This window comes from Corynebacterium sp. NML140438 (assembly GCF_001875725.1).
Taxonomy (GTDB): domain Bacteria; phylum Actinomycetota; class Actinomycetes; order Mycobacteriales; family Mycobacteriaceae; genus Corynebacterium.
This window is the reverse complement of sequence record NZ_MLCQ01000029.1, coordinates 1-25633: the sequence shown is the minus strand read 5'-3', so window position 1 is coordinate 25633 and position 25633 is coordinate 1. Positions and strand designations below refer to the sequence as shown.

The following is a 25633-nucleotide window of genomic DNA, read 5'->3' as shown; positions in this document are numbered from 1 at the left end:
TTACTTGGCTGCTCCGTCGAAGAGGCCGTCGTCAATTGCCTTCGAGATGTTCTGCACAACCTCGTAGGAACGAGCCGAAGCCGAGGTGGCGACGCCAGGAACCACAATGTACATGTTGTTCTTGACTGCCTTCATCTCCTTGGTGCCCGGGGTGGACTCGAGGTCAGCGACCTTCTCCTCCCACTTATCGCCCGGCTCGCCGCGGCCAGGCAGGTCCGCGAGGATGATCACGTCCGGATCAGCCTCGGCGACGGCCTCCCACGACACCTGCGGCCACTCCTCATCCAGGTTGGCGAAGACGTTCTTCATGCCGGTGCGCTCGCCCATGTTGGTCACGATCGACGGACCACCAGCGACGTACGGGGAACCGCCAACAGACGAGTAGAGCAGCATGAACGTGGTGCCCTCAGGCGCCTGCTTCGCGTTCTCAAGCTCGGAGTTCTGCTTCTCGATGAGCTTCTTCGCCTCCTCCTCGCGGCCGAAGAGCTTGCCCAGGTCCTCGAGGTCCTTCGCAATCAGCTGGAAGGAGTCCTTGCCCTTGTTGTCGCCGTAGGACGGGCACTCGCTGTTCGGGTTGAAGGTGGCGACGCCCAGCTTTGCCCACTCCTCGCGGGTACCTGCGGCGTCGGCGCGCCAGTTCTCGTCGAACGGGGAGAAAATGAAGTCCGTGTCTGCGTCACGCAGCTGCTCAGAGTTCGGGACCGACGGGCTGACTTCCTTCAGGCCGTCGAGGGAGAAGCCTGCCGGTGGCAGGTCTTTCTGGTGGCCGTAGCCGGCGATCTGGTCCTTGGCGCCGAGTAGAAGCAGGGTGTCCGTTGCGCCCTGCTCGAGCGTGGTCGCACGCTGAACTGGCCCCTGGACGGTGACCTCGGTACCACAGTTGTCGATTGTGATGGCCGAGTCGGACTGTGCCTGGGGAGCCTGCTCGTCTGTGGAGCTGCAGCCGGTAAGGGCCAGCCCTGCAACGAGAACAGAGCCAAGAGCGGCGGAGATAGCGCGCATAACGCATCCTTTCAAACAATCAATTATCTGACAGAATGAGATTAGCGCGAAACCTTAGGAAAAGCTAGAAAAACATTTATGAACGGCGAAGACGCATCACACGGTGCGGGACGCCAGTATCAAGGAACTCCTCGCCTTCTGCGACAAGGCCAAACTGCTCGTAGTAGGGGACCAGGCCAGACTGCGCCTCGACGATCAGGTCGCCCGGCCAGCGCTCCGTGAGCTGGATACCCGTTTGCGCGATCCGCGGCCCAAGACCCGTGCCGCGGGCGCTCGGGGCAACAATAAACCTGCCGAACTGAGAACCTTCCTCGGTGGGAAAACGCGAGCGCAGCCCTCCAGATCAGTACCGTTCCACGCGAGCAGATGTAGCGTGTCAGGGTGCGCATCCTGCTCATCGAGCTCCCGGTAGGGAGAGTGCTGCTCGGCAACGAAGACGTCGACGCGAAGCTTGAACAGCTCGAACGCCTCGAGTGAAGTGAGTTCAGAAAGCGGTGCTACTTGGATTCGGTGCGTGTTCATGGGGGAGAGCCTTTCGGGTCGCGGGATCTGGGTACGGCTCGATGCGGCCGGTTCGGCCGTACGAGAGGTGGCGGTGAAGCGCCTCGAATGGACCTTGCTTGTCGAAGTGTTCAAGTGCGGCGGCAAGCACTACCGACAGTAACCATACCGCGGCTCCGAGCAGCACCGGCCGGAACTCGCCAAGGCCCGGCAGCCAGCCGTAGCTGATGAGCACCGCGGTCGGAAGCAGCACGAACGTCTGCAAGAGATAGCCAGACATCGAGCGCTTTCCTAGCGCGATAACCGGCATGGTCCAGCGGGGTGGCTGCTGGTTCCAGTGCTGCGTCGCCAGCGCGAACGCGGCCAGGATGCCGGGGCCGGTGAGGAGTCCGAAGCTCTGATTCATGATCGACCAAAATGTCGGTGTCGACGCTGGAAGGAGGCCCAGCTGTGCAAGACCAAGTGGGATACCAATCGCAATAACAACCGCAACGGCCACCCCGACCCACACCCACAGTGTGCGCGCGTGCTCCTTCACGTCGGTGAGCACGCCGTCACGCGCCCACACAAAGCCGATGAGGGAAAGCGCCCCCAGCTGGATCACAACGAGGGGCTGCGAGAGCGTCATGTAGAACGCGAATTCTTGGTTATCCGCAAAGTACGCGGCAAAGGAGCTGGTGTCCGGCGCCGGCGCCATGAGGCCCAGTGGTGAGCCAAAGAAGAGAATGGCGATCAGTGTGTATATGAGGCACGACAGTCCCAAAATGGTTCCGGAGATGATGTAGAGCACGCCGGAGCGAACGTTCACGAGCAGCGCCATCAGCACACCGATAAGTCCGTAGGTCAACATGATGTCGCCACTAAACAGCAGCCACATGTGTGCCACGCCGAACAGTGCGAGGAACCCGTAGCGCCGCGCAAGCACTCGCTTAGCAGCACCCGATGGGTAGCCCTTCCGCGCCAAACTCGCCGCGACCAGTCCGAAGCCGAATCCGAGCAGCGTCGAAAACATCGGCAGGCCGCGAACGTGCACGAACATCGCCGCGAAAAGAGTTGCCGCCTGGTCCGCGAACGTGCCGGGGTGCTCGCCTGCCACGGTCGTGCTCAGGGGAGTGAGCCAGTACGAAATCGCGTTGGCGACGGCGATGCCCAGCAGCGCGAGGCCCCGTGCGATATCTGGGACGACGAGCCGTTGCTGTTGATGATCGTTGCGCATGAAACCAAAGCGTACGGCAGGGGACAGTACGCATCAACCGCCGCCTGGAACTCCTGTTGGCCAGTCGCAACACCCGAATGTACATGGGCTTCCGCGCCGATGGGGCAAAACATGACAAAAGGTGGCATTGTGTTACACAAGAAACGTCTGTGGTTGGAGTGGAAGGGTGCCTATGTTGCTGCGCCGAGTCTGTGCGCTCGTTGCTGGGGTTGGAATCGCGGTCGCGGGGTTGGGAATGGAGTCGCCCGCGCAAGCGCAGGTGCGCTCGGCGTACGAGGGTAACGTCGACCCGAACTACGTCTGGCGTAGCGACGCCGCTTCGAAGCTCCTCGCCGGAAAACCTTGGACTGACTATGTGCTGCACCGCGTGCCTGGTTCCTTCCACGACGCACCAAGGATCCCGGAGGCATCGAACCAGGCGCTCACGCGAGGAAATTCGCTGTACGGGCCGAGCACCCCGATCTACGTCAAGCGCACGGACGGCACTGAATCAATGTGCACTGTCGCCGTGGCTGGCTACGACGACAAGGGGCACAAGTACGCCCTGACCGCCGGGCACTGCGGCGAGGTTGGCGACGCCGTCACCTCCGCTGACTCCTGGCAGGTCGGGCCCTCCGGCACCATCGTGGACGTCAACCGCGACCTCGACTACGCGCTGATCGAGCTGGGCTCGAACGCGGAGGTCACCCGCTCCTACAACGGTGTCCGTATCAACCACCTCGGCAGCAAGCCGGTCAAACCCGGCAACGTGGTGTGCAAGCAGGGCGTGGCCTCCGGCTGGACGTGCGGTGCGACCCTGCACGACTGGGAGTCCATGAATATCTCCCACACCTGCGCCATGCAGGGCGACTCAGGTGCACCTGTGGTGGTGGGCGACCGCCTGGTCGGCATCCTGAACGGCGGCGTGCTCCCGGCACCGTTTGATGTCTCGTGCCACAGCCCGCTGCAGGGCGTGATTCACGCGCCGACGGGCGCCGTCCGGTTGGACGCGGTGCTGTCCACGCTGAACAACGGCTTCCGCCTGCCTTAGGCGCCAATCACCTTTCGCGCTGCGTCGTGCAGCAGCCCGTTCGTGGCGATCGCGTCGCCGCCGTGCGGGCCAGGCTCACCGGCGAGTGAGCTGAACGTGCCGCCCGCCTCCGTGACCAGGACCGATAGGGCAGCGAGGTCCCACACGGACACCTCCGGCTCCGTGGCGATATCCACGGCGCCCTCCGCCACCAGGCAGTAACCGAAGAAATCCCCGTAGCCGCGCAGGCGCCAGGTGCGCTCGGAAAGCGCAATGAAGTTCTCCTGCAGGCCGCGCGCCTTCCAGCCCTCAAGTGAAGACATTGCCAGGGAGGCGTCCGCAAGCTCGCCCACGTGGGAGACCTCGAGGCGCTTCAGGCTGCCCTTGTTAAACGTCCGCCACGCGCCGGAGCCTTGGGCCGCGTACCAGCGGCGCGCAAGCGCCGGGGCGGAAACGACGCCCAAGACTGGTTGGCCGTCGACAAGCAGCGAAATCAGCGTCGCCCACACGGGTACACCACGGACGAAGTTCTTCGTGCCGTCGATCGGGTCGATCACCCACTGGCGGCCCTCGAAGACGGTCTCCCCGCCAAACTCTTCGCCAACGATCGAGTCGCCCGGGCGGGCCTCGGCGAGGCGCTCACGCAGCACCTCCTCGACAGCAACATCGGCGTCGGAGACCGGAGTCATATCCGGCTTCGACTTCACCTTCAGGTCGGAGGCCTCGAAGCGGTCGAGCGTGATCGCGTCGGCAGCGTCCGCGAGTTCGAGGGCGAGGGCGAGGTCATCGTCATAAAGATTCGTCATGCTCAGTAAGCCTAGCTTCAATGTCCGACACAATTTGTGGGTTTCCGGCAACGCACCAGGTCACCCCACCAGCCGGCACCTTCTTTGCCACGCCACCGACAGCCTCGATGAGCGCCTTGCCCGGCAACCAATCCCAATCGGCGACGGAGTGCTGCAGCCAGCCGCCCAGCTGGCCGCTGGCGATATTGGACAGGTCCACGGAGCCCGCGCCCCACATGCGGATCGTCGCCGCGTCGCGCACCGCGCGCAACCACGCGTTCCGGATGGCGTCATCGCGCATGAACGTCGGGTGCAGGTACGTCACCAACCCCTGCGAAGCCAGAGACGCCGACTCGAGGTCAGGCAGGCGCTGGCCGTTGCGCGTCGCGACGCCGTCGTGGGCAAGCCACGTCGTCTGCATCGCCGGGCGGTGCACCGCGCCAATCAGGATGCGCGCCGGGTCCGAGGGGTCGCCCTCCACCAGCGCGAGCGCCGAGCAGAAGTAGTCCGAGCCCTGCGTGAAGTTAAACGTGCCATCGACCGGGTCGATCACCCACGTCCGTGAAGAAGTGCCCTGCTTGGCAGCACCTTCTTCGCCGAGCACGCCGTCGTCCGGGCGCAGGGCTGCGAGCGTCTCCGCGACGAAGCGCTCGGCGGCGCGGTCAGCCTCCGTCACTACATCAGAAATTGAGGTCTTGTAATCCGTCGCAAGGCCTTCCTCCCGCATCCGCAGCGCAAGCGAGCCAGCATGCTCCACCAATGCGGCGGCCAGTGTTGCGTCATCAGAGTCTTGATGTTGCTCAATGAAAGAAGTCATGTACCCATTATGGGGCTGTGCGCGCAATTTGTGGGGCGTCGTCTAGACTTCGACGGTATGCAACCGGAGACGCTCGCTCGAATGAAACGTATTGACGCCACATTGACCACCATCGAAAAGGTCATGGACCTCGACGAAATGGCCCTGCGCATCAAAGAACTCGAGCAGCAAGCCGGCGACCCGAGCCTCTGGGACGACCCCGCCCACGCACAGCAGGTCACCTCGGAGCTCTCCAGCTTCCAGGCTCGCCTGAAGAAGGTCACGAGCCTGCGCTCGCGTATCGACGACCTCCCCGTCATGTACGAACTCGCCGAAGAGGAAGGCGATCCTTCGCTCGCCGACGATGAGCTCGATTCGCTCGAAGCGGACGTCGATTCCTTGGAAGTGCAGACGATGCTGTCGGGCGAGTACGACGAGCGCGAGGCCGTCGTCAACATCCGCTCCGGTGCCGGTGGTGTTGATGCTGCTGACTGGGCGGAGATGCTCATGCGCATGTACATCCGCTGGGCGGAAAAGCACGGCCACAAGGTGGACGTGTACGACATTTCCTACGCGGAGGAAGCCGGGATCAAATCGGCGACCTTTGTGGTGCACGGAGAGTATATGTACGGTCAGCTTTCCGTCGAGCAGGGCGCGCACCGCCTGGTGCGCATCTCGCCGTTCGACAACCAGGCGCGACGTCAAACTTCCTTCGCCGAGGTAGAGGTGCTGCCGGTCGTAGAGCACACCGACTCGATCGAAATCCCCGACAGCGAGATTCGCGTGGACGTGTACCGCTCCTCGGGCCCCGGCGGGCAGTCGGTGAACACCACGGACTCTGCGGTGCGCATCACGCACATCCCGACCGGCATCGTGGTGACCTGCCAGAACGAGAAATCCCAGATCCAGAACAAGGCGTCCGCGCTCAACGTGCTGCAGTCCAAGCTCCTGGAGAAGAAGCGGATGGAGGAAAAAGCCGAGATGGACGCGCTTGGCGCCGGCGGTAACGCCAGCTGGGGCAACCAGATGCGCTCCTATGTGCTGCACCCGTACCAGATGGTGAAGGACCTGCGCACGAACTACGAGGTAGGGGACCCGCAAAAGGTGCTCGACGGCGATATAGATGGTTTTCTCGAGTCCGGTATCCGCTGGCGCATGGAGCAACTCCAGTCACAGGAGTAACAGAAGTAGTAGTGTGTAGCGGGTGATCACTTTTTCCAACGTGACGAAGGTCTACCCGACGTCCACACGACCAGCACTCGACGATGTCTCATTCGAAATTGCCGACGGCGACTTCGTCTTTCTCATCGGCCCGTCCGGTTCCGGAAAGTCGACGCTGCTGCAGCTGATGATCCGTGAGGAAAACCTGACCTCGGGGGACATCCACTTCGACGATTTCCACGTCAACGCCCTCAAAGGCAGCAAGGTGAACCTGCTCCGCCAGTCCATCGGCTACGTCTTCCAGGACTTCAGGCTGCTCCCCAAGCTGAACGTCTACGACAACGTGGCGTTCGCGCTCGAGGTGATCGGGAAGAAGAAGCAGCGCATCGCAAAGCTGGTGCCGGAGGCCCTTGAGCTGGTCGGCCTCGATGCGAAAGCGAACCGTATGCCACACGAACTGTCAGGCGGCGAGCAGCAACGCGTCGCAATCGCGCGAGCGTTCGTCGATAAGCCCCCACTCGTCCTCGCCGACGAGCCCACCGGCAACCTCGACCCCGCTACCGCCGACGAAATCATGGCGTTGCTCGCGCGCATCAACCGCCTGGGTACCACCGTCGTAATGTCTACCCATAACGCGCGCGCCGTCAACGAGATGCGCCAGCGCGTCATGGAACTGCACCTGGGCAAACTTGTTCGCGACGACGCCAACGGCGTCTACGGAACCGTGAGGGGATAAGCATGAACTGGAACTTCATTTTCCGCGAAGGCCTCCGTGGCCTCGGGCGCAACTTCACGATGACCATCGCGCTCATCATCACCACCGCGCTTTCGCTCGTGCTCGTCGGCGCAGGCATCCTGATTTCGCAGGCGACGAGCGCGACGAAGGACCTCTACCTCGACCGCGTTGAAGTCATGGTAGAGCTCGACGAGACCATTTCCGCCGAGGACAACGACTGCTCCTCCGAGGCCTGCCGCGAGGTCCGCGACACCCTGCAAGCCGACGACCGCGTCGAACAGGTGACCTTCCGCTCCCGCGAGCAGTCCTACGAGCGCTTCGTGGAGCTCTTCCAGGATTCCGAGCCGGACCTCGTGCGCGAAACCTCCCCGGACGCGCTGCCCGCTGCACTGCACGTGCGACTCAAAGACCCATCCGACATCGCACCTATCGACGCCATCCGCGACATGCCGCAAGTTGCCATGGTCAGCGACCAAGCCGACACCGTACGCGAAGCCGCCGGCACCATGGACACCTTCCGCAACGTGACCTTCGTCGTCGCCGCCGCGCAGGCGCTGGCCGCGCTGTTCCTGATTGTGAACATGGTGCAGCTCGCCGCGTACAACCGTCGCGAACAGATCGCGATTATGCGCATGGTCGGTGCATCCCGCTGGTTCACTCAGGCCCCGTTCGTGCTGGAAGCCGTGCTCTCCGTGCTGGTCGGTGCGGTGCTCGCCACCGTGCTGACGTGGGTGGGGAAGCGCTCGCTGGTGGACCCGATGCTCGGCGACCTCTACGCCTCCCAACTCGTTGCCCGCGTCCCCGATTCTGCTGTGATGACGGTGATGCCGCTCGTCGGCCTCGGGGCCATCGTCATCGGTGCACTCGCAGCTCAGGTGGCACTGCGCAGCTACGTGCGGAAGTAGTAGGGTGGAACGCCTATGGGCAAGAAGAAGAAACAGAAGCTGAGCAACACCGGGGTCCTTGCGACGAACCGGAAAGCGCGGCACGACTACAACATCCTGGACACCTGGGAGACCGGCATCGTGCTTGTCGGCACCGAGATCAAGTCGCTGCGCGAAGGCAAGGTGTCCCTGGTCGAGGCGTTCGCCACCATCGATAACGGCGAGGTCTGGCTGCGCAACATGCACATCCCCGAATACTCGAAGGGGCACTGGACGAACCACCCTCCACGCCGGACTCGCAAGCTGCTCATGCACCGCCGCGAAATCGACTCCCTGCAGGGCAAACTTCGCGACGGCAACCGCACCCTCATCCCGCTCTCGCTCTACCTCAAAGACGGTCGTGCGAAAGTCGAGCTCGGTCTGGGGCAGGGTAAGCAGGACTACGACAAGCGCCAGGCCATCAGGCGCCGCACCGAAGATCGCGAAATTGCTCGTGACCTTGGCAGGAAGTTCAAAGGCATCAAGGCCTAAGGAGATTTCAGGTTGAAGCAAGCACTCGTCACAGGCGCCTCCCGCGGTATCGGTCGTGCGATCGCGGAGGAACTCGGCCGCGACCACCACGTCTACGTCGGCGCCTCCCGCGACGCCTCCGAGGTCGTCAGCGCACTGCCCAACGCCGAGCCCTTCGAGGTTGACCTCACCGACAGTGCTGCGATGGCGGAGGCTGCGTCGAACATTCAAGAGCTCGACGTGCTCGTGCTCGCCGCAGGCGTCATGACGCCCGCCCGCCTCACCGATCTTTCCGAGGCCGACCTGCGCCGCACCATGGAAGTCAACGTGATCGCGCCGATGCTGCTCACGAAAGCGCTCTTGCCCGCGCTGCGACGCAGCAACGGCCTCATCCTGACCATCAACTCCGGCGCCGGCTTCTTTGGTATCGACGGCAACTCCGCCTACTGCGCCTCAAAATTCGGCCTGCGCGGCTTCACCGACTCCCTTCGCCTAGAGGAAGCCGGTTCCGTGCGTGTGACCTCCCTACACCCAGGGCGCACCGACACCGACATGCTCCACGGCGACACAAACGGCCCGAAGATGACGCCACAGTCCGTGGCGAAAGCCGCACGCCTCGCCGTCGATGCCGGCCCGGATGCCGTCGTCGAATTCCTGCGCATCACCCCAACCGCCTAAGTCGGGGCCCTTGCGCGGGAGCGCGATTGTCGGCTACAGTGGTGCTCCTACGGTTCCCGTAGTACGAGGGGTCGATTCTGGTTTCGACTTCATCGACTAAGCCAGGGGAAGCGTGCCGGTGCAGGCTAGAGACCACCGTAAGCGTCGTAGCAACCAATAAACGCAGAGAAGAACTCTCAGCGTGACTACGCCCTCGCTGCCTAATTAGAAAGGTTCAGCGACCTGCGTGTCCGTCAGGCCGGGGATGCCCCCGACCCGGTACCTGGCGTCGACTTAGGGGGCTTGCCTTCCGGCCCTGTCAGTGGGGCTTCGGGAGGGACATTTTTCACTGACTGGGCCCGTCATCCGGACATGTTTGCCTGATCCGGAGGGCCGAGCAGAGGCAGTGCGCGAACTGCGCACGGAGAAGCCCTGGCGCGGTGGTGAAGGACCCGGGTTCAATTCCCGGCGGCTCCACCACGAGGACGCTCATTTTGATACAAAGTGGGCGTCCTTTTTCCTGGACTGGCGGCGTTTTGGCTTGTCGGCTTAAGGGACATTTTGTGTGTTTTTACGGCGTGTCGCGATAAGGGACATTTTGTGTGTGTTTAGCTGCGTCCGGCCCACCCTTTTCTCACGCCTAAGCTGGGGTTCCACTGACTATCGATACCGGTATCGAATTCTTTCGGCCGCCCATCCAGGTGACCGCGGCGTTGTAGTTCTTCTCTGGCCCACGCCGCTCGTGCTACCTTCTCGCCGACGCGTCCAAAGTCTTGTTGCCGGGCAAGCGCAAGAGGCGGTATCGGGTCCTGCGTGTGCATGTAGAGCCACCAATCCATGGTGATGCGTTGATGCTCATCGAACATGCCACGGTGTTGGCCGGCTTTGTCTTTGAGCTGCTTGTTTATCCCGCCTTCTAACAGGTTCGTGGTGGCCTTTACATCTTGTGTCACACCCTCTGGTGGGGCGAGGAAGATAAAGAGTTGGTCGTCTTGGATGAGTTTTTCAAACCTGCGCAGTGCACGACGTGCATTGCGGTGGGTGTACCACCATTGCTGGGTGTCGTTGACCCATGTTGGTACTTGACCTTGGGGGATATCGCGACGGTAGGTGCGTTGTTTGAGCCAGTCGTCAAAGATTATGCGGGTGGTGTGTACGGCTGCGATAAATCGTGCAGCATCATCATACGTACAGTCCAAGTTCGCTAGACACCTGCTGAAGCACTGCTTCGCTTGGTGGTTCGGGGGTGCGGGCGTTAGGCGTGAGAGAGTGCTGATTCATACTACAAATAATATAGATTCATCGAAGGACGACCAGCTGTTTGACTTTGGCGGGCATAACGTGCGCGTGGTGCTTGATGAACGTCAAGCGCCTCGGTTTGTTCTTAAGGATGTGTGCGAGGTTCTGGAGCTTCAAGCTCCTCATATGGTGGCAGATCGACTAGAAGAACATGACCGTATGGTCGTTTGCATCAACAGTTGTGTCCCAGGTCAGTCCGTATCCTGAGCCTAAGGTGCGTGCAATTGTTGATTTACCTGCTCCGTTTCGGCCGAAGAAGAAATTGAGGTTGTTCAAGTCAACGGTGCAATCCTCAAAGGTGGCCGAGTTGATCGTGATCTGCCTGATCGGGCCGTGCATCTTATCCAATAGCATTCTCCTGATCGAGTTTGCCGTCACGAAGCCATTGGTCGACTTCCGAGAGCTTGTACTCGTACATTTTCCCGGCTTTGTATGCGGGTAGACGCCTTTCTTTAGTCCAGTTACGGATGGTGTCCTTGCTGACGCTCAAGTGGGTTGCTACGTCGTCAAGGTTGACCCAGTTTTCTATTTCGTTGCCTGTGCTCATGGCTGGCCTCCGGCCGGGGTAGTCATAAAGACGCCGATTTTTGCATTCGTGAGTTCGTGGATGAGATTGACGTTCTTGACTGCCCAATGAGTGCGGTTGAGTTCGTTGAAAGTCTTGCTGCCTAGCAGGTCCAGTTCTTCGAGTAGCTCGTTGATTCGTTGCTGCGGGATCTGTGAAAAGGGAGCGTATTCGATTCTTAGTCCACGCACGCCGTTGCGGATATTGGTCACTACCGCAAGGTAAGCAAACTGTTCTTCGCTAGCTCGACCATAGCTTTCGTTCTCGTTCATGATGAGCGCCGGGTAGGTCTTCAGAATCTCGATCGCGGCGTGATCGAGAATTTTCAACTGCTCAGTGTTTGGCCCCATGCTTTCAGTCAAGGCACGCTTAGGATCCATGGGGACTGTTCGAGTGCTTGGGTCAAACTCTGTCGTCACGATCAGCTGGTAATAGTCCCTACTCAGGGCGACTTGGGCGGAAGGAACTCCCGCAGCTCCGGCAGGCGGGGGCATCGTCAAAAAGACAGAGGCGTTGACAGTACCAGCACTGCCAATCTGAACGCTATTCGCCCCAAGTTGACTAAAAACGGTCGTATTAGGTGGCGACGACGATTCTGGGGGAATAATCTGTCCGTTTGTCATTACAGCCCCCTGCCGATGTTGAGAGTGCCGACCGAACCAATCTGCTGACTGTTCGCTCCGTACTGGTTGAACACCATATTTTGTGCTGGAGCCTGGTTCTGCGGCGAATCAGAAACAACTGAGTCTTCGCTAGGATCGGCCGCTTGGTGATCGTTATTCACGACTTCAGCTTCTATGACCTCTCGATCGTTCGAAGAAGCATCAGGGGGCGTCATGTCGGTTTGGGCACCGTCAAAGCGTGTAATTTTCGGGGTCCAACTTTCGTCAAGATTAAATGCCTGCATATCGAATTTCCTTATGGAGTTTGGTGCGGATGGAGGTAGGTGCCATCGGTCAAAAGTGTCTCGCCCTGAAGTGTTGCGCACCATCGGGTTTGATACGTGCTGCCATGCACCAAGAATGAGGGCATCAAGACAGGCTTCATCTGTATTCGGCAGTGTGGCTTTGGTCTGGCTCGCACCGTCGGGTAAAGGTGCAACTACCTGATCAGCAGCGATTGCGCTGTCCCGATTGATGGCTGTTCCGAGCATCTGAGCAAGGCGAAGCCCTTTGGAATCGACGTCTATGAAGCGGTCAATGAAGTCTCTCGTTCGTTCCAAAGCTAGGGGGAGACTGCTTTCAACCAGCTCGTTGAAACTGTGCGCGAAATCTTTGCCGCCAACAGGTAGGTAGCTGGTATCTCCGTTGCTTCTGCAATTGCGGAGCTCGCTGGTCTGTTGGTTGAAGGTTCGACCAGCGGATGGTGTTTGAAAATCAGGATTCACGATGCGGATGAGCCCGGCAAGGATCTCTGGGTTACTGAGCCCGTCCGCTTTGCCAGAAAGCGTGTCACGAGCTTTCGCGCGGGGTGGCAGTGCTTCTTGAAGCAGCACGAAGAAGGTTCCTGCGGTGAGTCGATCTCTATTGTCCTGCTCTGCCATGATCCTCGATTCTGAAATTACAAACCTTAAGAACCTTGCGAACCTTGGGAACTCTGGTGCCCGAACCTTGCGAACTCCACGTTAGGAAGTGGAGATGCAAGAAGCGACTCCACCGCATCGGCTTCCAGCGAGTGGGACGAGTTCCCATTAATTCCTAGGAAACCAGTCTACTTCGATTCCGGTGCTGTTGTGGTGGCGGTGCTGCTGGCGTCTCTGGCCAGGCTCTGATCAAGCCTGTCCTCCAGTTGTCAACTGGGAGACGCGTTCGAGACGCACCTGGCGGACAGTCCTTCATGGGCTGTCCGCCTTCTGTGTCTTTATCGCGCTCTCTTACGTAGTCAACACCTGTTCTCGAACGGGTCTCCCTTCATTAGAAGGGGGTTCCCTCCAATGGCTACCGAGCCAGCTCACATCAAAATTCAGCTCAAATTTGAACGAACGGAGAAAATTAGCCAGCGCTATCCCACTAGCAGCACAACGTATTACATCACCGCTGATCAAGCGGAGATCATGATCGAGCGCGACCTCGAACTCCGTCGTCAGGAAGCGGAAGAACCACAACAGGTGAAGCGCCGCTGCATTTACGAGATCTGTGACGAGTTGAGTAAACGCGACTACAACAACGCGAGACAGCAGTTGCGCAACACCACATATCGATCTGTAGCTGCGAAAGACGACGATGAGGAACTTTCCATCGTGGATGTCGCTGTCTCTAACGAGGGTATGGATCCAGCAGAAAACTGGGTTACCTCGGACGTCGTGCGACAGGCGCTTGACCAGCTTGATGCTAAAGAGCGCATGATTCTCGTGGGCGTACGCATGCACGGATACACCCAAGCACAAATTGCCAAAGCGCTGGGGATTTCCCAACCTGCGGTGGCGAAGCGGCTGAAGAAAGCAGAGACACGACTGCGCGAACTTCTTTTGTAGGGGGGAGGTTATAAAAGCGGTGCCCTCGAAGCCCTCCCTATAGCAAGGCCGCCCCAACCAATTCCGGTTCCGGGTCTTGCATAGGAAAGGAGGTCCGCTGATGCGGCACCAACTGAATCTCGACCTGTCGACCCGTGAAAAAGTCGTGGGTTTGCGCAGGGTCACCCTGCGTGAACGCCTTGCCCGAGTCATCCTCGGCGAGCAGAAGAAGTTCACCGCGGTAGTCCCCGGCGACTGCGTCAACCAGGTCACCATCACCCAGCGTTCCGATGAGGATGATGATGGTCTCATGGCATTGGCTGACGCAGTCGGTGTTACCCGGAGTGGTGGTGATGCCGCGTGAACGTCACCGAAGCAAACCGCTACATCCAGGCGCTGAACCGAATCGCGGAGGGGGCACGATGCTAGCGTCCGCAATCGAAGAATCCGCGTGGGAATCCTTCGAAGACCACGTCGGTATGTCAGGTGCGCGCCCGATCGCTGCAGCCCAGCTCGCCCAGCCTGCGCTGGAGGCTGCTGCCGAAGAGTACGAAGCCGCCCATCAACCTCCCGCACCAGCCCCGGCACCCGCTCCGGAGGCGGTGACGGTGACGTTGGAGCAGGTCCGCACGGTGCTGGCGCACCTGTCACAGGCAGGCCACACCACGCAAGTGCGTGAGCTCATCCAGGCAGCAGGTGCGGATAAGCTCTCCGAGGTTGACTCGTCTAAGTATGGGCAGCTGCTGGAGCAAGCGGAGGCGATCACCGATGCCTGATCAACATGCGCTCTTGAGCGCCTCGGGCACTCACCGGTGGCTTGCCTGCCCACCATCAGCCACGTTGGAGGCAGGCGTGCCAGACACTTCGTCAGCGGCTGCCCAGCAACGAACCGCCGCGCATGAGATCACTGAGTGGAAACTCCGTCGCGCCTTACATGACGCTCCGACCGCAAGACCTGTCTCGGATTGGCATGACGCGGAGATGGAAGCTGTCACCGATGACTATGTCGCGTTTGTCCAGGAACGGCTGCGCGATGTGCGGCAGGTGTGCGCTGATCCTCAGATGCTCATCGAGCAACGTTTGGACTTCTCCCACGTGGTGCCGGGTGGGTTCGGTACCGGCGACTGCGTGATCATCGCTGATCCCACGCTTCAGATCATCGATTTGAAGTACGGCCAGGGTGCCATGGTTGAGGCGGAGAACAACCCGCAGCTCATGTTGTATGCGCTCGGTGCGTTGGAGGCGTTCGGGTCGCGCTACGACATCAGCGAGGTGGCGGTGACGATCTTCCAGCCGAGGCGCTCGAACGTCTCAACGCGGAGGGTCCCGGTGGCCGAGCTGGAGGCGTGGGCAGAACAGGTTGTGAAACCCCGTGCGGCGCTGGCAGCCAGCGGGGATGGCGAGTTCGCGCCTGGTGAGTGGTGCCGGTTCTGCAAACTCGCACCGACCTGCCGGACGCGAGCTGAGGCGAACCTTGCGCTTGCCCAGCATGAGTTCGCACCACCCGCTGAGCTCACCGATGCCGAGATCGCACAGGTGCTGGCCCAGCTGCCGGAGTTGAAGGCGTGGGCTGCCGATGTGGAAACGCACGCGCTGTCGCTGGCGGTAAACCAAGGCAAGACCTGGCCCGGTTTCAAGATCGTCGAGGGCCGCTCGATCCGCAAATACGCCGACGAGTCCGCTGTCGCCCAGGCGGCTGAGGCAGCCGGTGTCGATGTGTGGGATCGCAAGCTCAAGACGATCACCGCGCTGGAGAAGCAGCTGGGCAAGAAGCGTTTCACCACTCTCCTTGGGGATCTCGTGGTCAAACCCGCTGGTAAGCCCACGCTGGTGCCCACCTCCGACAAGAGGCCCGCTCTCGTGATCCAGTCAGCAACAGATGAATTCACTGCCATCAGATAACGAACAAGAAAGAAGGTAAGACAAGATGTCTGCAATAAATCCGACCCGTGTGGTCATCGGCGAGGTCTGCCTGTCCTACGCCAACATTTTCGAGGCGAAGTCCATTCAGGGCGGCAAGCCCAAGTATTCCGTGTCGCTGATCCTCCCGAAGTCCGACACCGAGACCCTGGCCAAGATCGAGCGCGCCATCGACGCAGCAATCGATGCCGGAATTGGCAAGTTCGGTGGCAAGCGTCCTAACAAGGCTGCTTTGAAGCTCCCGCTGCGTGATGGTGATATCGAGCGCGATGATGAGGCCTATGCGAACGCGATGTTCGTCAACGCCAACTCGACCACCCCGCCGCAGGTCGTGGATGCTTCTCTGCAGCCGATCCTGGACGCCAACGAGGTCTACTCGGGCTGCTACGCAGGGGTGAGCATCAGCTTCTACGCGTTCAACACGAACGGCAACCGGGGTATCGCCTGCGGCCTGGGCAACATCCAGAAGCTGCGTGACGGTGAATCGCTCGGCGGTAACCGCATCAGCGCCGAGGCCGACTTCGGAGGCTTCGCAGCAGCCTCGGATGACTTCCTCAACTAGGGAAACGGAGAAGCATCATGAACGAGTGTTACTCAGCAGCACTGTCAGCAAATACCACCACTCTCGTGGCAATCTTCGTTGGCGCTGTTCTCGGTCTCATCGTCATGAAGATCGCCTCTGTGATTGCCGAACGGCGGGCGATCCGCCAGGATTGCAAGCGCATCGACAAGCTCATGGCTGACACCGAGGTCGAGCTGGAGAAGCACCGCGCTGACCACGACCACTAACCCCTCACCTTGTGCTGGGAGGAACTACGCCCACTTCTTACGGTGTGGTCTCTTCCCAGCACCCATTGCTTTCTAGGAGCTGTCGCGCATGCGTGAACTCTTCATTGACATCGAGACCTTCTCGCCGGTGAACCTGGCGAAATCCGGGGTGTACCCCTACGCCCACCACGACGACTTCGAGCTCCTCTTATTCGGCTACTCGATGGACGGCGGCCCCGTTGAGGTCGTCGATCTCGCCAACGGTTACCGGCTCCCCGACAAGGTGCTGGCCGCACTCGTTGACCCGCACGTGGTGAAGTGGGCATTCAACGCCGGATTCGAGCGGATCTGCCTCTCCAGCTGGCTGGCCAGACAGCATCCAGAGCTCATGGCGAATCGCAAGTTTCTGGACCCTGCCCAGTGGCACTGCACCATGGTGTGGTCTGCCTACCTGGGCTTGCCGATGAGCCTGGAGCAGGTCGGCACCGTCCTTGACCTGCCAGTACGGAAAGACAGTGCGGGTAAGAAACTCATCCGCCAGTTCTACACCCCGGCCACACCCAGCATGTTCAACCAGGGCGAGATGCGCAACCCGCCTGCATCCGACCCCGACGGGTGGGAACAGTTCATCTCCTACAACCGGCGCGACGTCGAGGTGGAGTTCGCGATCCACCACCGGCTCGCGGCGTTCCCCGTCCCCAAGGACGAGTGGGACACCTACGCCCTCGACCAGAACATCAACAACACCGGCATCCGGCTCGACCAGGTGCTCGTGGATCACGCCGTGGCGTGCGACCGGCAGCACCGCGCTGCCACGCTGGCCCGTGCCCAGGAACTCACCGGGCTGGAGAACCCGAACTCGCCAATCCAGCTCAAGGACTGGCTCGCCGCTCACGGCACGCCCCTGCAGGCACTGACGAAAGACGAAGTCTCCGCCGCGCTCGACAACGCTACAGGTGAGGTGTGTGAAGTCCTCCAGCTGCGCGGTGAGCTCGCCAAGTCGTCGGTGAAGAAGTACGAGGCGATGCAGCTTGTGGCAGGTCGTGATGGGCGCGGGCGCGGGTTCCTCCAGTTCTACGGGGCAGGGCGCACCGGGCGTTTCGCTGGCCGCCTCGTCCAAGTCCAAAACCTGCCACGCAACTACCTACCAGACCTGGCCGAGGCCAGAGCCCTCGTGCGGACTGGAAACTTCGAGGCCCTCGAGCTGCTCTACGACTCCGTATCCGACACGCTCAGCCAACTCATCCGTACCGCTTTCATTCCCGCCGATGGGCACCGGTTCGTGGCGGCCGATTTCTCCGCGATCGAGGCGCGGGTCATCGCATGGCTTGCAGGCGAGACCACCACGCTTCAGGCCTTCCGCGACGGGAAGGATTTATATTGCGAGACCGCGAGCCGCATGTTTGGAGTCCCCATCGACAAGCACGGAGCCAACGCCGAGCTGCGTCAGAAGGGCAAGATCACAGTCCTCGCCTGCGGCTATCAAGGCGGCGTCGGAGCTCTGAAAGCCATGGGCGCACTCCGTAGGGGATTGGCCGAGTCTGAGCTCCAGCCGCTGGTCGATGCGTGGCGGGCCGCCAACCCCAGCGTGGTGCAGCTGTGGGCAGACATCAACGCTGCCGCCATCGAGGCCATCTCTACCCGCCAGTCGTCCAGTGTTGGTGCGCTGGCCTTCGCCATGGAGTCCGGGATCATGTTCATCCGCCTGCCATCCGGGCGTCGCCTGGCCTATGTGAAACCCAAGCTGGGTGAGAACAGGTTCGGTGGCACCAGCATCACCTACGAGGGCATCACGACGGGGCGCAAGTGGGGCCAGCTGGAAACCTACGGTGGGAAGCTCACCGAGAACACCGTCCAAGCCGTCGCCCGAGATCTGCTCACGTATGCCTTGCACTAGGTCGATCGCGCTGGGCATCGGATCGTCATGCACGTCCATGACGAGATCGTCGTGGAGACCGCCACGGCCACCATGGACGAGATTTGCGAGCTGATGCCACCGCGCCCGGATGGGCAGCGGGGTTGCCACTAGCGGCAGACGGGTACGCGTGCGATTTCTATCAAAAAGACTGATCCAGGTACTCGTGCACCAGCTCGTAGAGCTCCTGGGCCCTTGGGTGCGGGTCGCAGCGCAGTTGGTAGCTCCACTTGAACACCATCTCCTCATCCAACGATCCCAGCACCTGCATCACCGTCGCTTTATCCATAGCGGCGAGTCTGCCCTGCGGGTGGCCCGGTTGTCAGCGGGGTAAACCCGGTGCGACTTTCCGATGGTCGGTTATCAAATAGGTCTCCTCGAAGCCCTCCTACTAGGAAGTCATACATCTCTGCGCGTTCATCGACGGCTTCCTAGAAAGGAGCCAGACATGGCTACGAGAGATCTTCAGGTATTCACCAACGATGCCTTTGGAACGATCCGAACTATCGAGCATGAGAACAAGGTGTATTTCTGTGGCCGTGATGTGGCCATCGCCTTGGGGTACAAGGATCCAGTTAACGCCATCAAGCAGCATGGACGTGGGGTGGCGTTTCACCACCCCATCACGGATGCGCTCGGGCGCACTCAAGAAGCCCGGTTCATCTCCGAAGGTGACCTGTACCGGCTCATCTTCTCCTCCAAGCTCCCCGCAGCCCAACAGTTCGAAGCCTGGGTTGTCGACGAGGTCCTACCCACCATCCGCCGCCATGGCGTCTACGCCATCGACAAGCTCTTGGACGATGACGAGTTCCTCGAGCAGGCCATCATCCAGCTTCGATCCGAGCGGGCCAAGCGACTGGCAGCCGAGCAGGCCCTTCTTGAGGCCACTCCGAAGGTCACGTATTACGACATCGTGCTGCAGTCGCCTGACGCTGTGCCGATCACGTTGATCGCTAAGGATTACGGGTTGTCGGCCCGCAAGATGAATCAACTGCTCCATGAACTTGGGATTCAGTTCAAACAGTCGGGTGTGTGGGTGCTCTATCAAGCTCATGCCGGTAACGGCTACACGGACACGAAAACCCATCTGGTAGCAGAAGGACGCCACACCCGGTTGCACACTTACTGGACCCAGAAAGGCCGCCTGTTCATCTACGAGCAGCTGAAAAACCAGCGGGACATCCTGCCATCCATCGAGCAGGACGGCGGTGCGGCATGACGACGACTGCTCCCGGCATCGACCTGGGTTTCTCACCCCACAACACCGAGGGCTACCCAGACCCCACCGCATACAAGGCGCTGAAGAGTCTCCAGCGCGCCGAGTACGGCCACCGGCCCTTGGCCTACATCTGCTCGCCGTATTCCGGTGTCACAAAGAACAACGTGGGACTTGCACGCGCGTTGTGTGCTCACGCGGTGGCACGTCACAAGATTCCGCTCGCACCGCACCTGTTGTTTCCGCAGTTCATGGACGACACCGACGCGAGCGAGCGCGAGTTGGCGATGTTTTTCAACCGAATTCTTCTTAGTAAGTGCGAGGCGATCTGGGGCTATACGGCCCGTGTCTCGGCAGGGATGCGCGCCGAGATCGAATGGGCCCACCACCTCGAGCTGCCGATCACCTATTTCGACGCTGACTTTCAGGAGCTTCCCCTGTGAAACTGAACTTGCCCCCCGAAAAAGGCGTTACGCCTTGTCTGTGTACAAGTGGCGGGAGAACGCTGAAAGAGCTACGGCAGCGCCAACGGCAATCGTCCAAGCCCAGCCGGTCGCGAGATACGCAAGAACAGTGACGAGGACGTAGATGGCCGCGTTGTTTAGAGGTGTGCTCATCTTTAGAGGTGTGCTCATCGGGCAGCAGCCTTTCGCACGAGCACAACTGTGTCCCAAGTGAGGGCGACGAACGCGACCGCGAGCAGGGCCCATGTGATGGGACTGCTAGGGGCGACGACGTAGGCGAGAAAGAATGCCAAGACTGCGATTGTGGACATTTGAGGTCCTCCTGTCGTACTGACGCGGTGAGATTCAGTGCTCCGAGTATTCTGTCGCAGCTAAAGGGGGTAGACATCAAGAATAGCTCATAGTAGTTCTGCCTCCACAGGCCAGGGAGTTTTCCTATTCGAGCAGGTGTTACCAGCCGGGACGTCGTCCTGGCAGGTCAATTTGGTTTTGTGGGCTGCTCACTTCATATCCGAGCTGGCGAAGTACTTCCGCCGCAGTCTCGCAATCCTGCTTCACCACTGCATTGATTTGGTGTTTCAAAAACTCTTGCCTCCCAGCCTCAACGTGCATTTGCCAACCGGGCTTACCCATAAATCCGAGCTCTGTGATGCAAAACTGAATGACGTCTTCAAGGCAAACACGGAAATGATGACCTCCAGTGGGGTAGTGAAGATTCTGCTGTTCAAAACCTGCTTCGCTATGTTTGTTGCGTTCGAGCAACATAGCTAGTGCTGGGGAGTTGGAGCTGACATGAATGTGTGCGGAAGGTCGTTTCTGCGAATCGCGAAGATACTCAAACCGAACAATGGGGTGGACTTTTCGTTTCTTTTTTGGGCCGTAGAGAAAGCGTACGCCGTAGCTACTGGAGTGAGTGGAAAGGAAGCTGTTAGTACGATCGAGGGTGATTTTGCAGTTTACGTGTAGCTCCGCACCTCCGATTTCTGGGATCTTGTACGAGAGAGGTGCAAGAAGTTCGAAAGATCCCGCGCAAATATCAGGGTTGCAGAAACTAAATTCAGTAATCACGCGGTCAGCGACGGTGGCTGCTATTAAATCTGTGACTTGTTGTTGAAAGGCAGCAAACTTAGCTTCAAACTGGTTACTATCCACTATTCGCCAATCAGAAATTCGAGGGCTTCGTATTCTGAAAGGGTCCGTGCCTCATCGTACGTGAGGTCATTGACAGCGCGAAGACGTTTGAGATCGTCGATAGTTTGCGGCTGGAGACTTTTTACCAGCCGGTCGCGTAATTCTCGAAGTTGTCGGGTGTTTTTTCTGCCAAGCATTGGAGCTGTCATTGTGAGTACCACCTTTCTGTAGGGTGAATCATGCCAGGCGATGGGGCTGCGGTCAATGGCTGGTTCGATGCGATCTAAGCTGCGTAGATGCAAGGCACGGGGGTAAGGGGAGGGGGACGTCGATAATTACTTTCTTCTCTAAGCCTTGCCTAACTCTCATGGGTGGCTTAGGGTGAGTGAGGTAACCCTACCCTTGGATATGAGTAGCAAGGATACTTTTCAACATGATTCGTTTTTCACGTAAGACCATCGTGGCTGTTGCGGCTGCCGCAGCGATGACGCTGACCGCCTGCTCTGAAGCAGAGTCGAACAACGCGTCCACTTCGGAGACCCAGGCTAGCGCCTCCGCTACGACGGCTGCCGCGGAAAACGGCACCGTGACCGTGACCGACAACTATGGCGAAAAGACTGTGCCGACTCCGCCGAAGCGCGTCGTTGCGCTCGACAACCGCACCTTCGAGCTCCTGGACTCTTGGGGTGTGAAGCCGGTTGCGGCGCCAAAGAAGTTGGTTTCGAAGGATGTTCCGGGCCTGCGAGACAATGACGATATTGCGGACATCGGCAATCACAAGGAGCCCAATCTGGAGATCATCGTTGCAGCTGACCCGGACGTAATCATCTCGGGCCAGCGTTTTGAAAAGTACGACGACGAGATTCAGAAACTGGTTCCGAACGCAGTACTCGTCGACTTCGAACCACGTGACGATGAACCCTTTGACCGCGAGTTGATCCGTCAGACCCTCGAGCTTGGCGAAATCTTCGGTAAACAGGCTGAGGCTGAGAAGACCGTGGAAGACTTCACCAAGGCAGTACAGCGTGCTCGCGACGCATACGACCCAGCGCAGACCGTGATGGCTGTCAACGTTTCAGGTGGGGAAATCGGATATGTTGCCCCGGGCATCGGCCGCACCTTTGGCCCCCTCTTTGACCTCATCGGTTTCACTCCGGCGCTGAAGGTAGAAAACGCCTCGAGCGACCACAAGGGTGACGATATTTCTGTTGAGGCTATCGCCGACTCCAACCCAGATTGGATCTTCGCCCTTGACCGCGACGCGGCCATTAAGAAGGAAGGGGAGTCCCCGGCTGCTCTGAGCGTGCTGAGCGACTCTGCCGCACTGCAGAATGTCACCGCAGTCAAGGAGAATCACATCTATGTGGCTCCGCAGGACACCTACATCAACGAGTCCATCCTGACCTACACCGAAATCCTGAACGGCATTGCTGACCAGCTGGAGGCCGCCAAGTAATGGCGCAACCGGGTACGCGCACCCACCCCAAACTTCTTAACTGGAAGCTTGGGGTGGGTCTCGTCATTGTGATCGTGCTGCTGGCCCTGTCCTTATTGGTTGGCCAGTACGACGTTTTTCGATCAAGCGACGGCTGGGACATGTTCAAAACCACCCGCGTTCCGCGCACTATCGCGCTGGTGCTTGCCGGGGCTGCGATGGCGATGAGCGGCCTCATCATGCAGATGCTCACCCAGAACCGCTTCGTCGAGCCCACCACGACGGGTACCACCGAGTGGGCTGGCCTGGGCCTGCTGGCGTCGTACGTATTCTTGCCCGACGGCACGATCCTGCAGCGCATGATCATTTCCGTCACCTTCGCATTCATCGGAACGATGGTCTTCTTTGCGTTCCTTCGTAGGGTGACGCTGCGCTCGAGCCTGATCGTCCCGATCGTCGGCATCATGCTCGGCGCCGTTGTCAGCGCATTCTCCACGTTTTGGGCGCTTCAAACTGACCTGCTTCAGTCGCTCGGGATTTGGTTCGCTGGCTCGTTTACCTCAGTGATTTCCGGGCAGTACGAGGTGCTGTGGATCGTCGTCGCGGTCGTGGTTGCCGTGTTCTTCTACGCCGACCGCCTTACGGCCGCCGGCCTGGGGGAGGACGTCGCCACGAACATTGGCCTTAACTACGGCCGCATCATCTTGGTCGGAACGAGCCTCGTTGCGGTCGCAGCGGGCGTCGTGACGGTGGTCGTCGGCAATCTTCCCTTCCTCGGGCTCATTGTTCCCAACATTGTTTCCATGATGCGTGGCGACGACCTCCGCTCCAACCTTCCGTGGGTCTGCCTCCTTGGCGTCGGCATCGTCACCGTGTGCGACTTGCTGGCCCGCACGATCATCGCCCCGTTCGAGATCCCGGTGTCCGTCATCTTGGGCATCATCGGTGCGGTGGTTTTCGTCTTCTTGATCGTGAGGCAGAGTCGCCGTGCCTAAACAACCTATCGACGCCCGCTTCGTCGGCGCCTTCCAATCCAGCAGGAGCAAAACCCGCTACTGGGTAATTCTTGCGTGCCTTATCATCGCCGCGGTCTGCTTTACCGCGGGTTTGCTGGCCTACGGCAACCCCATGGACTTCGGCACCACCGGATACTGGTTGATTGCGAAGCGCCGTTTGAACTCGGTTATCGCGATGGCGATTGTGGCGCTGTGCCAAGCGGTGGCGACCGTCTCGTTCCAAACGGTGACGAACAACCGCATCATTACGCCGTCCATCATGGGTTTTGAAGCCCTCTACGTGTCGATACACACCTCGACCGTGTTCTTCCTCGGTGCCGCTGGCCTGAACAATGGATATACGCTCCAGATGTTCGTGCTGCAGCTAGTGCTCATGGTTGGCCTGAGCCTTGTGCTGTACGCATGGCTGTTGTCCGGAAAGCACGCAAATATGCACGCGATGCTGCTGGTCGGCATCGTGATCGGTGGCGGACTCGGCAGCGTGTCGACGTTCATGCAGCGCCTCCTCACACCAAGCGAGTTCGATGTCCTCACCGCGCGGTTGTTTGGCTCTGTCAACAACGCGGATCCTGACTACTATCCGGTTGCTATTCCGCTCGCGGTCGGCGCCACAGCACTACTGGTACTCAATTCACGCCGCCTCAACGTCCTCGCACTTGGCAGGGATGTCACCGTGAACCTCGGCGTTAGCCACCGATTCCACTCGATCTTCACATTGGTGCTGGTCTCCATCTTGATGGCGGTCTCGACTGCGCTCGTTGGGCCGATGACGTTCTTAGGGTTCCTCGTAGCGACGCTTGCATACCAATTCTGCGATACCTACGACCACCGCTACATCTTCCCAATGGCAGCACTGCTGGGATTCTGCGTACTCAGTGGCGCCTACTTCATCATGAACCACGTGTTTTATGCGCAGGGCGTCGTATCCATCATCATTGAGCTCGTCGGTGGCATCACCTTTTTGGCAGTCATCTTGAAGAAGGGACGCTTATGATCACGCTGAAAGAAGTCCGCAAAGACTACGGCGACGACGTCAAAATCGGACCCGTCAATATCGAGATTCCCGCTGGTGGCATCACCGCGCTCGTTGGACCGAACGGTGCGGGCAAGTCGACGCTCCTCACGATGATTGGGCGTCTCTTAGCTATCGACTCCGGCACGGTCGAAATCGGCCGTATGGACGTCACCAGCGCTAAATCAAAAGATCTCGCAAAGATCATCTCGATCTTGCGTCAGGAGAACCACTTTGTGACGCGCCTGACGGTGCGCCAGCTCGTCGGCTTCGGGCGCTTCCCGTACAGCCATGGACGTCTCACTCCCGAGGACGAGCAGATCATCTCGAAGTACATCGACTTCCTTGGTCTCCACGAACTCGAAAACCGTTACCTGGATCAGCTCTCAGGAGGGCAGCGCCAGCGCGCTTACGTTGCGATGGTGCTCTGCCAGGAAACTGACTATGTTCTTCTCGACGAACCACTAAACAATCTCGACATTGCACACTCGGTGGAAATGATGAAGCACCTGTACTCCGCCGCGAGGGACTTCGGGCGGACCATCATCATCGTGCTGCACGACATCAACTTCGCAGCGAAGTACGCCGACTACATCTGTGCCACCAAGGATGGTCAGATCGCCGCGTTTGGGACTCCGCGCGAAATCATGAACGACGAATTGCTCACGCAAATCTTTAACACGCCCGTGCATGTGATTGAAGGGCCGGACGGGCCCCTCGCTACATATCACTAAAACGCTTGCTGTGCTGGCGATTTGTGTTGTTTGTTGGTTCGTGGTTAAGTTATCCCTCGTTGCCGACGAGCGGCCCAGTCGCTTGGAGGGAATGATTAAAGTGAATAAGGTTGCTGCTTGTGGGCGGTTTCGGGTCTGGCTGGTTTGGTTGGATTTGACACTGTGTTTGCGGGTGTGTAACTTTGTTTCAGCTGCTTGACGCTGGCTCTGGTTGTGGGGTTGGTTGTTGGGTGTGCGGTTGTTGTTTGAGAACTCGATAGTGTGCCAATGTACTTTTTATTTTTTTGATTGCATTGACGTTTGGTTGCGTGCTGTGTGCCACGTTTGTGGTGTGTGCCGGTGGTGATGCTTGAACCTATGATTGGGTGTCGCTAGTTTTGGTGCAGATGCATGGTCATGTTGACTGTTTTGTTGATGTGGTTGTGACTGGTCCTGTTGTGCCCCGTCGG

Annotated in this window: 32 protein-coding genes, 1 other RNA gene and 2 pseudogenes; 20 read left to right on the top strand and 15 right to left on the bottom strand. The window is 59.6% G+C overall.

Going from position 1 to position 25633, the window contains the following annotated elements; translation table 11 throughout:
* From BJP08_RS08640 to BJP08_RS08630, 3 genes are all read right to left on the bottom strand, one after another.
* Nucleotides 1-1002, bottom strand: coding sequence for an ABC transporter substrate-binding protein (locus BJP08_RS08640; RefSeq protein WP_071569215.1), 1002 nt, complete (start codon nt 1000-1002; stop codon nt 1-3).
* A gap of 76 nt (nt 1003-1078) precedes the next feature.
* A complete protein-coding gene (locus tag BJP08_RS11900; RefSeq protein ID WP_255364824.1) occupies nt 1079-1288 on the bottom strand; it encodes a GNAT family N-acetyltransferase in 210 nt (69 codons plus the stop codon).
* 198 nt (nt 1289-1486) lie between these two features.
* Entirely contained in the window at nt 1487-2719 is a 1233-nt protein-coding gene (locus BJP08_RS08630) for a DUF418 domain-containing protein (protein WP_071569214.1), read from the bottom strand.
* 172 nt (nt 2720-2891) lie between these two features.
* On the opposite strand from BJP08_RS08630, the gene BJP08_RS08625 reads away from it, so the two are divergent.
* A complete protein-coding gene (locus tag BJP08_RS08625; protein ID WP_143110081.1) occupies nt 2892-3749 on the top strand; it encodes a S1 family peptidase in 858 nt (285 codons plus the stop codon).
* On the opposite strand, the gene hisN is transcribed toward BJP08_RS08625, so the two are convergent.
* Both hisN and BJP08_RS08615 read right to left on the bottom strand, forming a co-directional pair.
* Nucleotides 3746-4534, bottom strand: a complete 789-nt coding sequence (hisN, locus tag BJP08_RS08620) for a histidinol-phosphatase (RefSeq protein ID WP_071569213.1) — start codon at nt 4532-4534, stop codon at nt 3746-3748. The genes BJP08_RS08625 and hisN overlap by 4 nt on opposite strands.
* Nucleotides 4518-5330 (bottom strand): inositol monophosphatase family protein, encoded by an 813-nt coding sequence (locus BJP08_RS08615; RefSeq protein ID WP_071569212.1) that lies wholly within the window; start codon nt 5328-5330, stop codon nt 4518-4520. The genes hisN and BJP08_RS08615 overlap by 17 nt, the downstream gene beginning before the upstream one ends.
* 57 nt (nt 5331-5387) lie before the next feature.
* On the opposite strand from BJP08_RS08615, the gene prfB reads away from it, so the two are divergent.
* The 6 genes from prfB to ssrA all read left to right on the top strand — a co-directional run bounded on the left by prfB (nt 5388) and on the right by ssrA (nt 9737).
* Nucleotides 5388-6491: a peptide chain release factor 2 gene (gene prfB, locus BJP08_RS08610; protein WP_071569563.1), complete on the top strand. Its 1104-nt coding sequence runs from the start codon at nt 5388-5390 to the stop codon at nt 6489-6491.
* Between the two features lie 22 nt (nt 6492-6513).
* Nucleotides 6514-7206, top strand: a complete 693-nt coding sequence (ftsE, locus tag BJP08_RS08605; protein ID WP_071565505.1) for a cell division ATP-binding protein FtsE — start codon at nt 6514-6516, stop codon at nt 7204-7206.
* Nucleotides 7207-7208: 2 nt separating this feature from the next.
* Nucleotides 7209-8111: a permease-like cell division protein FtsX gene (ftsX, locus tag BJP08_RS08600; protein WP_071569211.1), complete on the top strand. Its 903-nt coding sequence runs from the start codon at nt 7209-7211 to the stop codon at nt 8109-8111.
* A gap of 15 nt (nt 8112-8126) precedes the next feature.
* Nucleotides 8127-8621, top strand: a complete 495-nt coding sequence (gene smpB, locus BJP08_RS08595; RefSeq protein ID WP_071569210.1) for an SsrA-binding protein SmpB — start codon at nt 8127-8129, stop codon at nt 8619-8621.
* Between the two features lie 12 nt (nt 8622-8633).
* On the top strand, nt 8634-9278 hold the full coding sequence (locus tag BJP08_RS08590; protein WP_071569209.1) for an SDR family oxidoreductase: 645 nt from the start codon (nt 8634-8636) through the stop codon (nt 9276-9278).
* Nucleotides 9279-9345: 67 nt separating this feature from the next.
* Nucleotides 9346-9737: a transfer-messenger RNA gene (gene ssrA, locus BJP08_RS08585) on the top strand.
* Nucleotides 9738-9865: 128 nt separating this feature from the next.
* Here the strand turns inward: ssrA and BJP08_RS08580 are convergent.
* The 5 genes and pseudogenes from BJP08_RS08580 to BJP08_RS08560 form a co-directional block, all read right to left on the bottom strand.
* Nucleotides 9866-10510, bottom strand: a pseudogene (locus BJP08_RS08580) (IS256 family transposase); the annotation flags it as partial.
* A gap of 187 nt (nt 10511-10697) precedes the next feature.
* Complete coding sequence (locus BJP08_RS08575; protein WP_143110080.1) at nt 10698-10904, bottom strand: AAA family ATPase; 207 nt, start codon at nt 10902-10904, stop codon at nt 10698-10700.
* Nucleotides 10897-11103, bottom strand: a complete 207-nt coding sequence (locus tag BJP08_RS08570; protein WP_071569206.1) for a helix-turn-helix domain-containing protein — start codon at nt 11101-11103, stop codon at nt 10897-10899. Before BJP08_RS08570 ends, BJP08_RS08575 begins: the two co-directional genes overlap by 8 nt.
* Nucleotides 11100-11744, bottom strand: coding sequence for a hypothetical protein (locus tag BJP08_RS11465; RefSeq protein ID WP_143110079.1), 645 nt, complete (start codon nt 11742-11744; stop codon nt 11100-11102). Before BJP08_RS11465 ends, BJP08_RS08570 begins: the two co-directional genes overlap by 4 nt.
* Nucleotides 11744-12664: a hypothetical protein gene (locus BJP08_RS08560; protein ID WP_071569204.1), complete on the bottom strand. Its 921-nt coding sequence runs from the start codon at nt 12662-12664 to the stop codon at nt 11744-11746. The genes BJP08_RS11465 and BJP08_RS08560 overlap by 1 nt, the downstream gene beginning before the upstream one ends.
* Nucleotides 12665-13054: 390 nt before the next feature.
* Here BJP08_RS08560 and BJP08_RS08555 point away from each other — a divergent pair, with 390 nt between their 5' ends.
* The 7 genes and pseudogenes from BJP08_RS08555 to BJP08_RS08525 all read left to right on the top strand — a co-directional run bounded on the left by BJP08_RS08555 (nt 13055) and on the right by BJP08_RS08525 (nt 18158).
* Nucleotides 13055-13594, top strand: coding sequence for a sigma-70 family RNA polymerase sigma factor (locus BJP08_RS08555; protein ID WP_071569203.1), 540 nt, complete (start codon nt 13055-13057; stop codon nt 13592-13594).
* Between the two features lie 100 nt (nt 13595-13694).
* Nucleotides 13695-13937, top strand: coding sequence for a hypothetical protein (locus tag BJP08_RS08550; RefSeq protein WP_071569202.1), 243 nt, complete (start codon nt 13695-13697; stop codon nt 13935-13937).
* A pseudogene (locus BJP08_RS08545) lies at nt 13934-14349 on the top strand (hypothetical protein). The gene BJP08_RS08550 and the pseudogene BJP08_RS08545 overlap by 4 nt, the downstream one beginning before the upstream one ends.
* A complete protein-coding gene (locus tag BJP08_RS08540; RefSeq protein WP_071569200.1) occupies nt 14342-15475 on the top strand; it encodes a DUF2800 domain-containing protein in 1134 nt (377 codons plus the stop codon). The pseudogene BJP08_RS08545 and the gene BJP08_RS08540 overlap by 8 nt, the downstream one beginning before the upstream one ends.
* 25 nt (nt 15476-15500) lie before the next feature.
* On the top strand, nt 15501-16055 hold the full coding sequence (locus tag BJP08_RS08535) for a DUF2815 family protein (protein WP_071569199.1): 555 nt from the start codon (nt 15501-15503) through the stop codon (nt 16053-16055).
* A 17-nt stretch (nt 16056-16072) separates the two neighbouring features.
* Nucleotides 16073-16282: a DUF1049 domain-containing protein gene (locus BJP08_RS08530; RefSeq protein WP_071569198.1), complete on the top strand. Its 210-nt coding sequence runs from the start codon at nt 16073-16075 to the stop codon at nt 16280-16282.
* Nucleotides 16283-16370: 88 nt separating this feature from the next.
* Complete coding sequence (locus BJP08_RS08525) at nt 16371-18158, top strand: DNA polymerase (RefSeq protein WP_255364809.1); 1788 nt, start codon at nt 16371-16373, stop codon at nt 18156-18158.
* Between the two features lie 160 nt (nt 18159-18318).
* Here BJP08_RS08525 and BJP08_RS11695 read toward each other — a convergent pair whose 3' ends face one another.
* The gene (locus BJP08_RS11695; RefSeq protein ID WP_177221748.1) at nt 18319-18465 is read right to left on the bottom strand and encodes a hypothetical protein; all 147 of its coding nucleotides are present in this window, start codon (nt 18463-18465) and stop codon (nt 18319-18321) included.
* 159 nt (nt 18466-18624) lie between these two features.
* Here BJP08_RS11695 and BJP08_RS08520 point away from each other — a divergent pair, with 159 nt between their 5' ends.
* Entirely contained in the window at nt 18625-19395 is a 771-nt protein-coding gene (locus BJP08_RS08520; protein WP_071569197.1) for a phage antirepressor KilAC domain-containing protein, read from the top strand.
* Nucleotides 19392-19835, top strand: coding sequence for a DUF4406 domain-containing protein (locus tag BJP08_RS08515; protein ID WP_071569196.1), 444 nt, complete (start codon nt 19392-19394; stop codon nt 19833-19835). Before BJP08_RS08520 ends, BJP08_RS08515 begins: the two co-directional genes overlap by 4 nt.
* 27 nt (nt 19836-19862) lie before the next feature.
* On the opposite strand, the gene BJP08_RS11690 is transcribed toward BJP08_RS08515, so the two are convergent.
* The 4 genes from BJP08_RS11690 to BJP08_RS08505 all read right to left on the bottom strand — a co-directional run bounded on the left by BJP08_RS11690 (nt 19863) and on the right by BJP08_RS08505 (nt 21196).
* Nucleotides 19863-20009 carry a hypothetical protein gene (locus tag BJP08_RS11690; RefSeq protein ID WP_177221747.1) on the bottom strand — a complete coding sequence of 49 codons (147 nt, stop codon included), beginning with the start codon at nt 20007-20009 and terminating at the stop codon, nt 19863-19865.
* Nucleotides 20010-20023: 14 nt separating this feature from the next.
* Nucleotides 20024-20167, bottom strand: coding sequence for a hypothetical protein (locus BJP08_RS11685; RefSeq protein WP_177221746.1), 144 nt, complete (start codon nt 20165-20167; stop codon nt 20024-20026).
* 139 nt (nt 20168-20306) lie between these two features.
* Complete coding sequence (locus tag BJP08_RS11460; protein WP_143110078.1) at nt 20307-21008, bottom strand: hypothetical protein; 702 nt, start codon at nt 21006-21008, stop codon at nt 20307-20309.
* On the bottom strand, nt 21008-21196 hold the full coding sequence (locus tag BJP08_RS08505) for a hypothetical protein (RefSeq protein WP_071569194.1): 189 nt from the start codon (nt 21194-21196) through the stop codon (nt 21008-21010). Before BJP08_RS08505 ends, BJP08_RS11460 begins: the two co-directional genes overlap by 1 nt.
* Nucleotides 21197-21420: 224 nt before the next feature.
* On the opposite strand from BJP08_RS08505, the gene BJP08_RS08500 reads away from it, so the two are divergent.
* The 4 genes from BJP08_RS08500 to BJP08_RS08485 are packed head-to-tail and all read left to right on the top strand — an operon-like array spanning nt 21421 to nt 25184.
* Complete coding sequence (locus BJP08_RS08500) at nt 21421-22443, top strand: siderophore ABC transporter substrate-binding protein (RefSeq protein WP_071569193.1); 1023 nt, start codon at nt 21421-21423, stop codon at nt 22441-22443.
* Nucleotides 22443-23417: an ABC transporter permease gene (locus BJP08_RS08495; RefSeq protein ID WP_071569192.1), complete on the top strand. Its 975-nt coding sequence runs from the start codon at nt 22443-22445 to the stop codon at nt 23415-23417. Before BJP08_RS08500 ends, BJP08_RS08495 begins: the two co-directional genes overlap by 1 nt.
* Nucleotides 23410-24432, top strand: coding sequence for an iron chelate uptake ABC transporter family permease subunit (locus BJP08_RS08490; RefSeq protein ID WP_071569191.1), 1023 nt, complete (start codon nt 23410-23412; stop codon nt 24430-24432). Before BJP08_RS08495 ends, BJP08_RS08490 begins: the two co-directional genes overlap by 8 nt.
* Entirely contained in the window at nt 24429-25184 is a 756-nt protein-coding gene (locus tag BJP08_RS08485) for an ABC transporter ATP-binding protein (protein ID WP_070362871.1), read from the top strand. The genes BJP08_RS08490 and BJP08_RS08485 overlap by 4 nt, the downstream gene beginning before the upstream one ends.
* Nucleotides 25185-25633 lie beyond the last annotated feature (449 nt).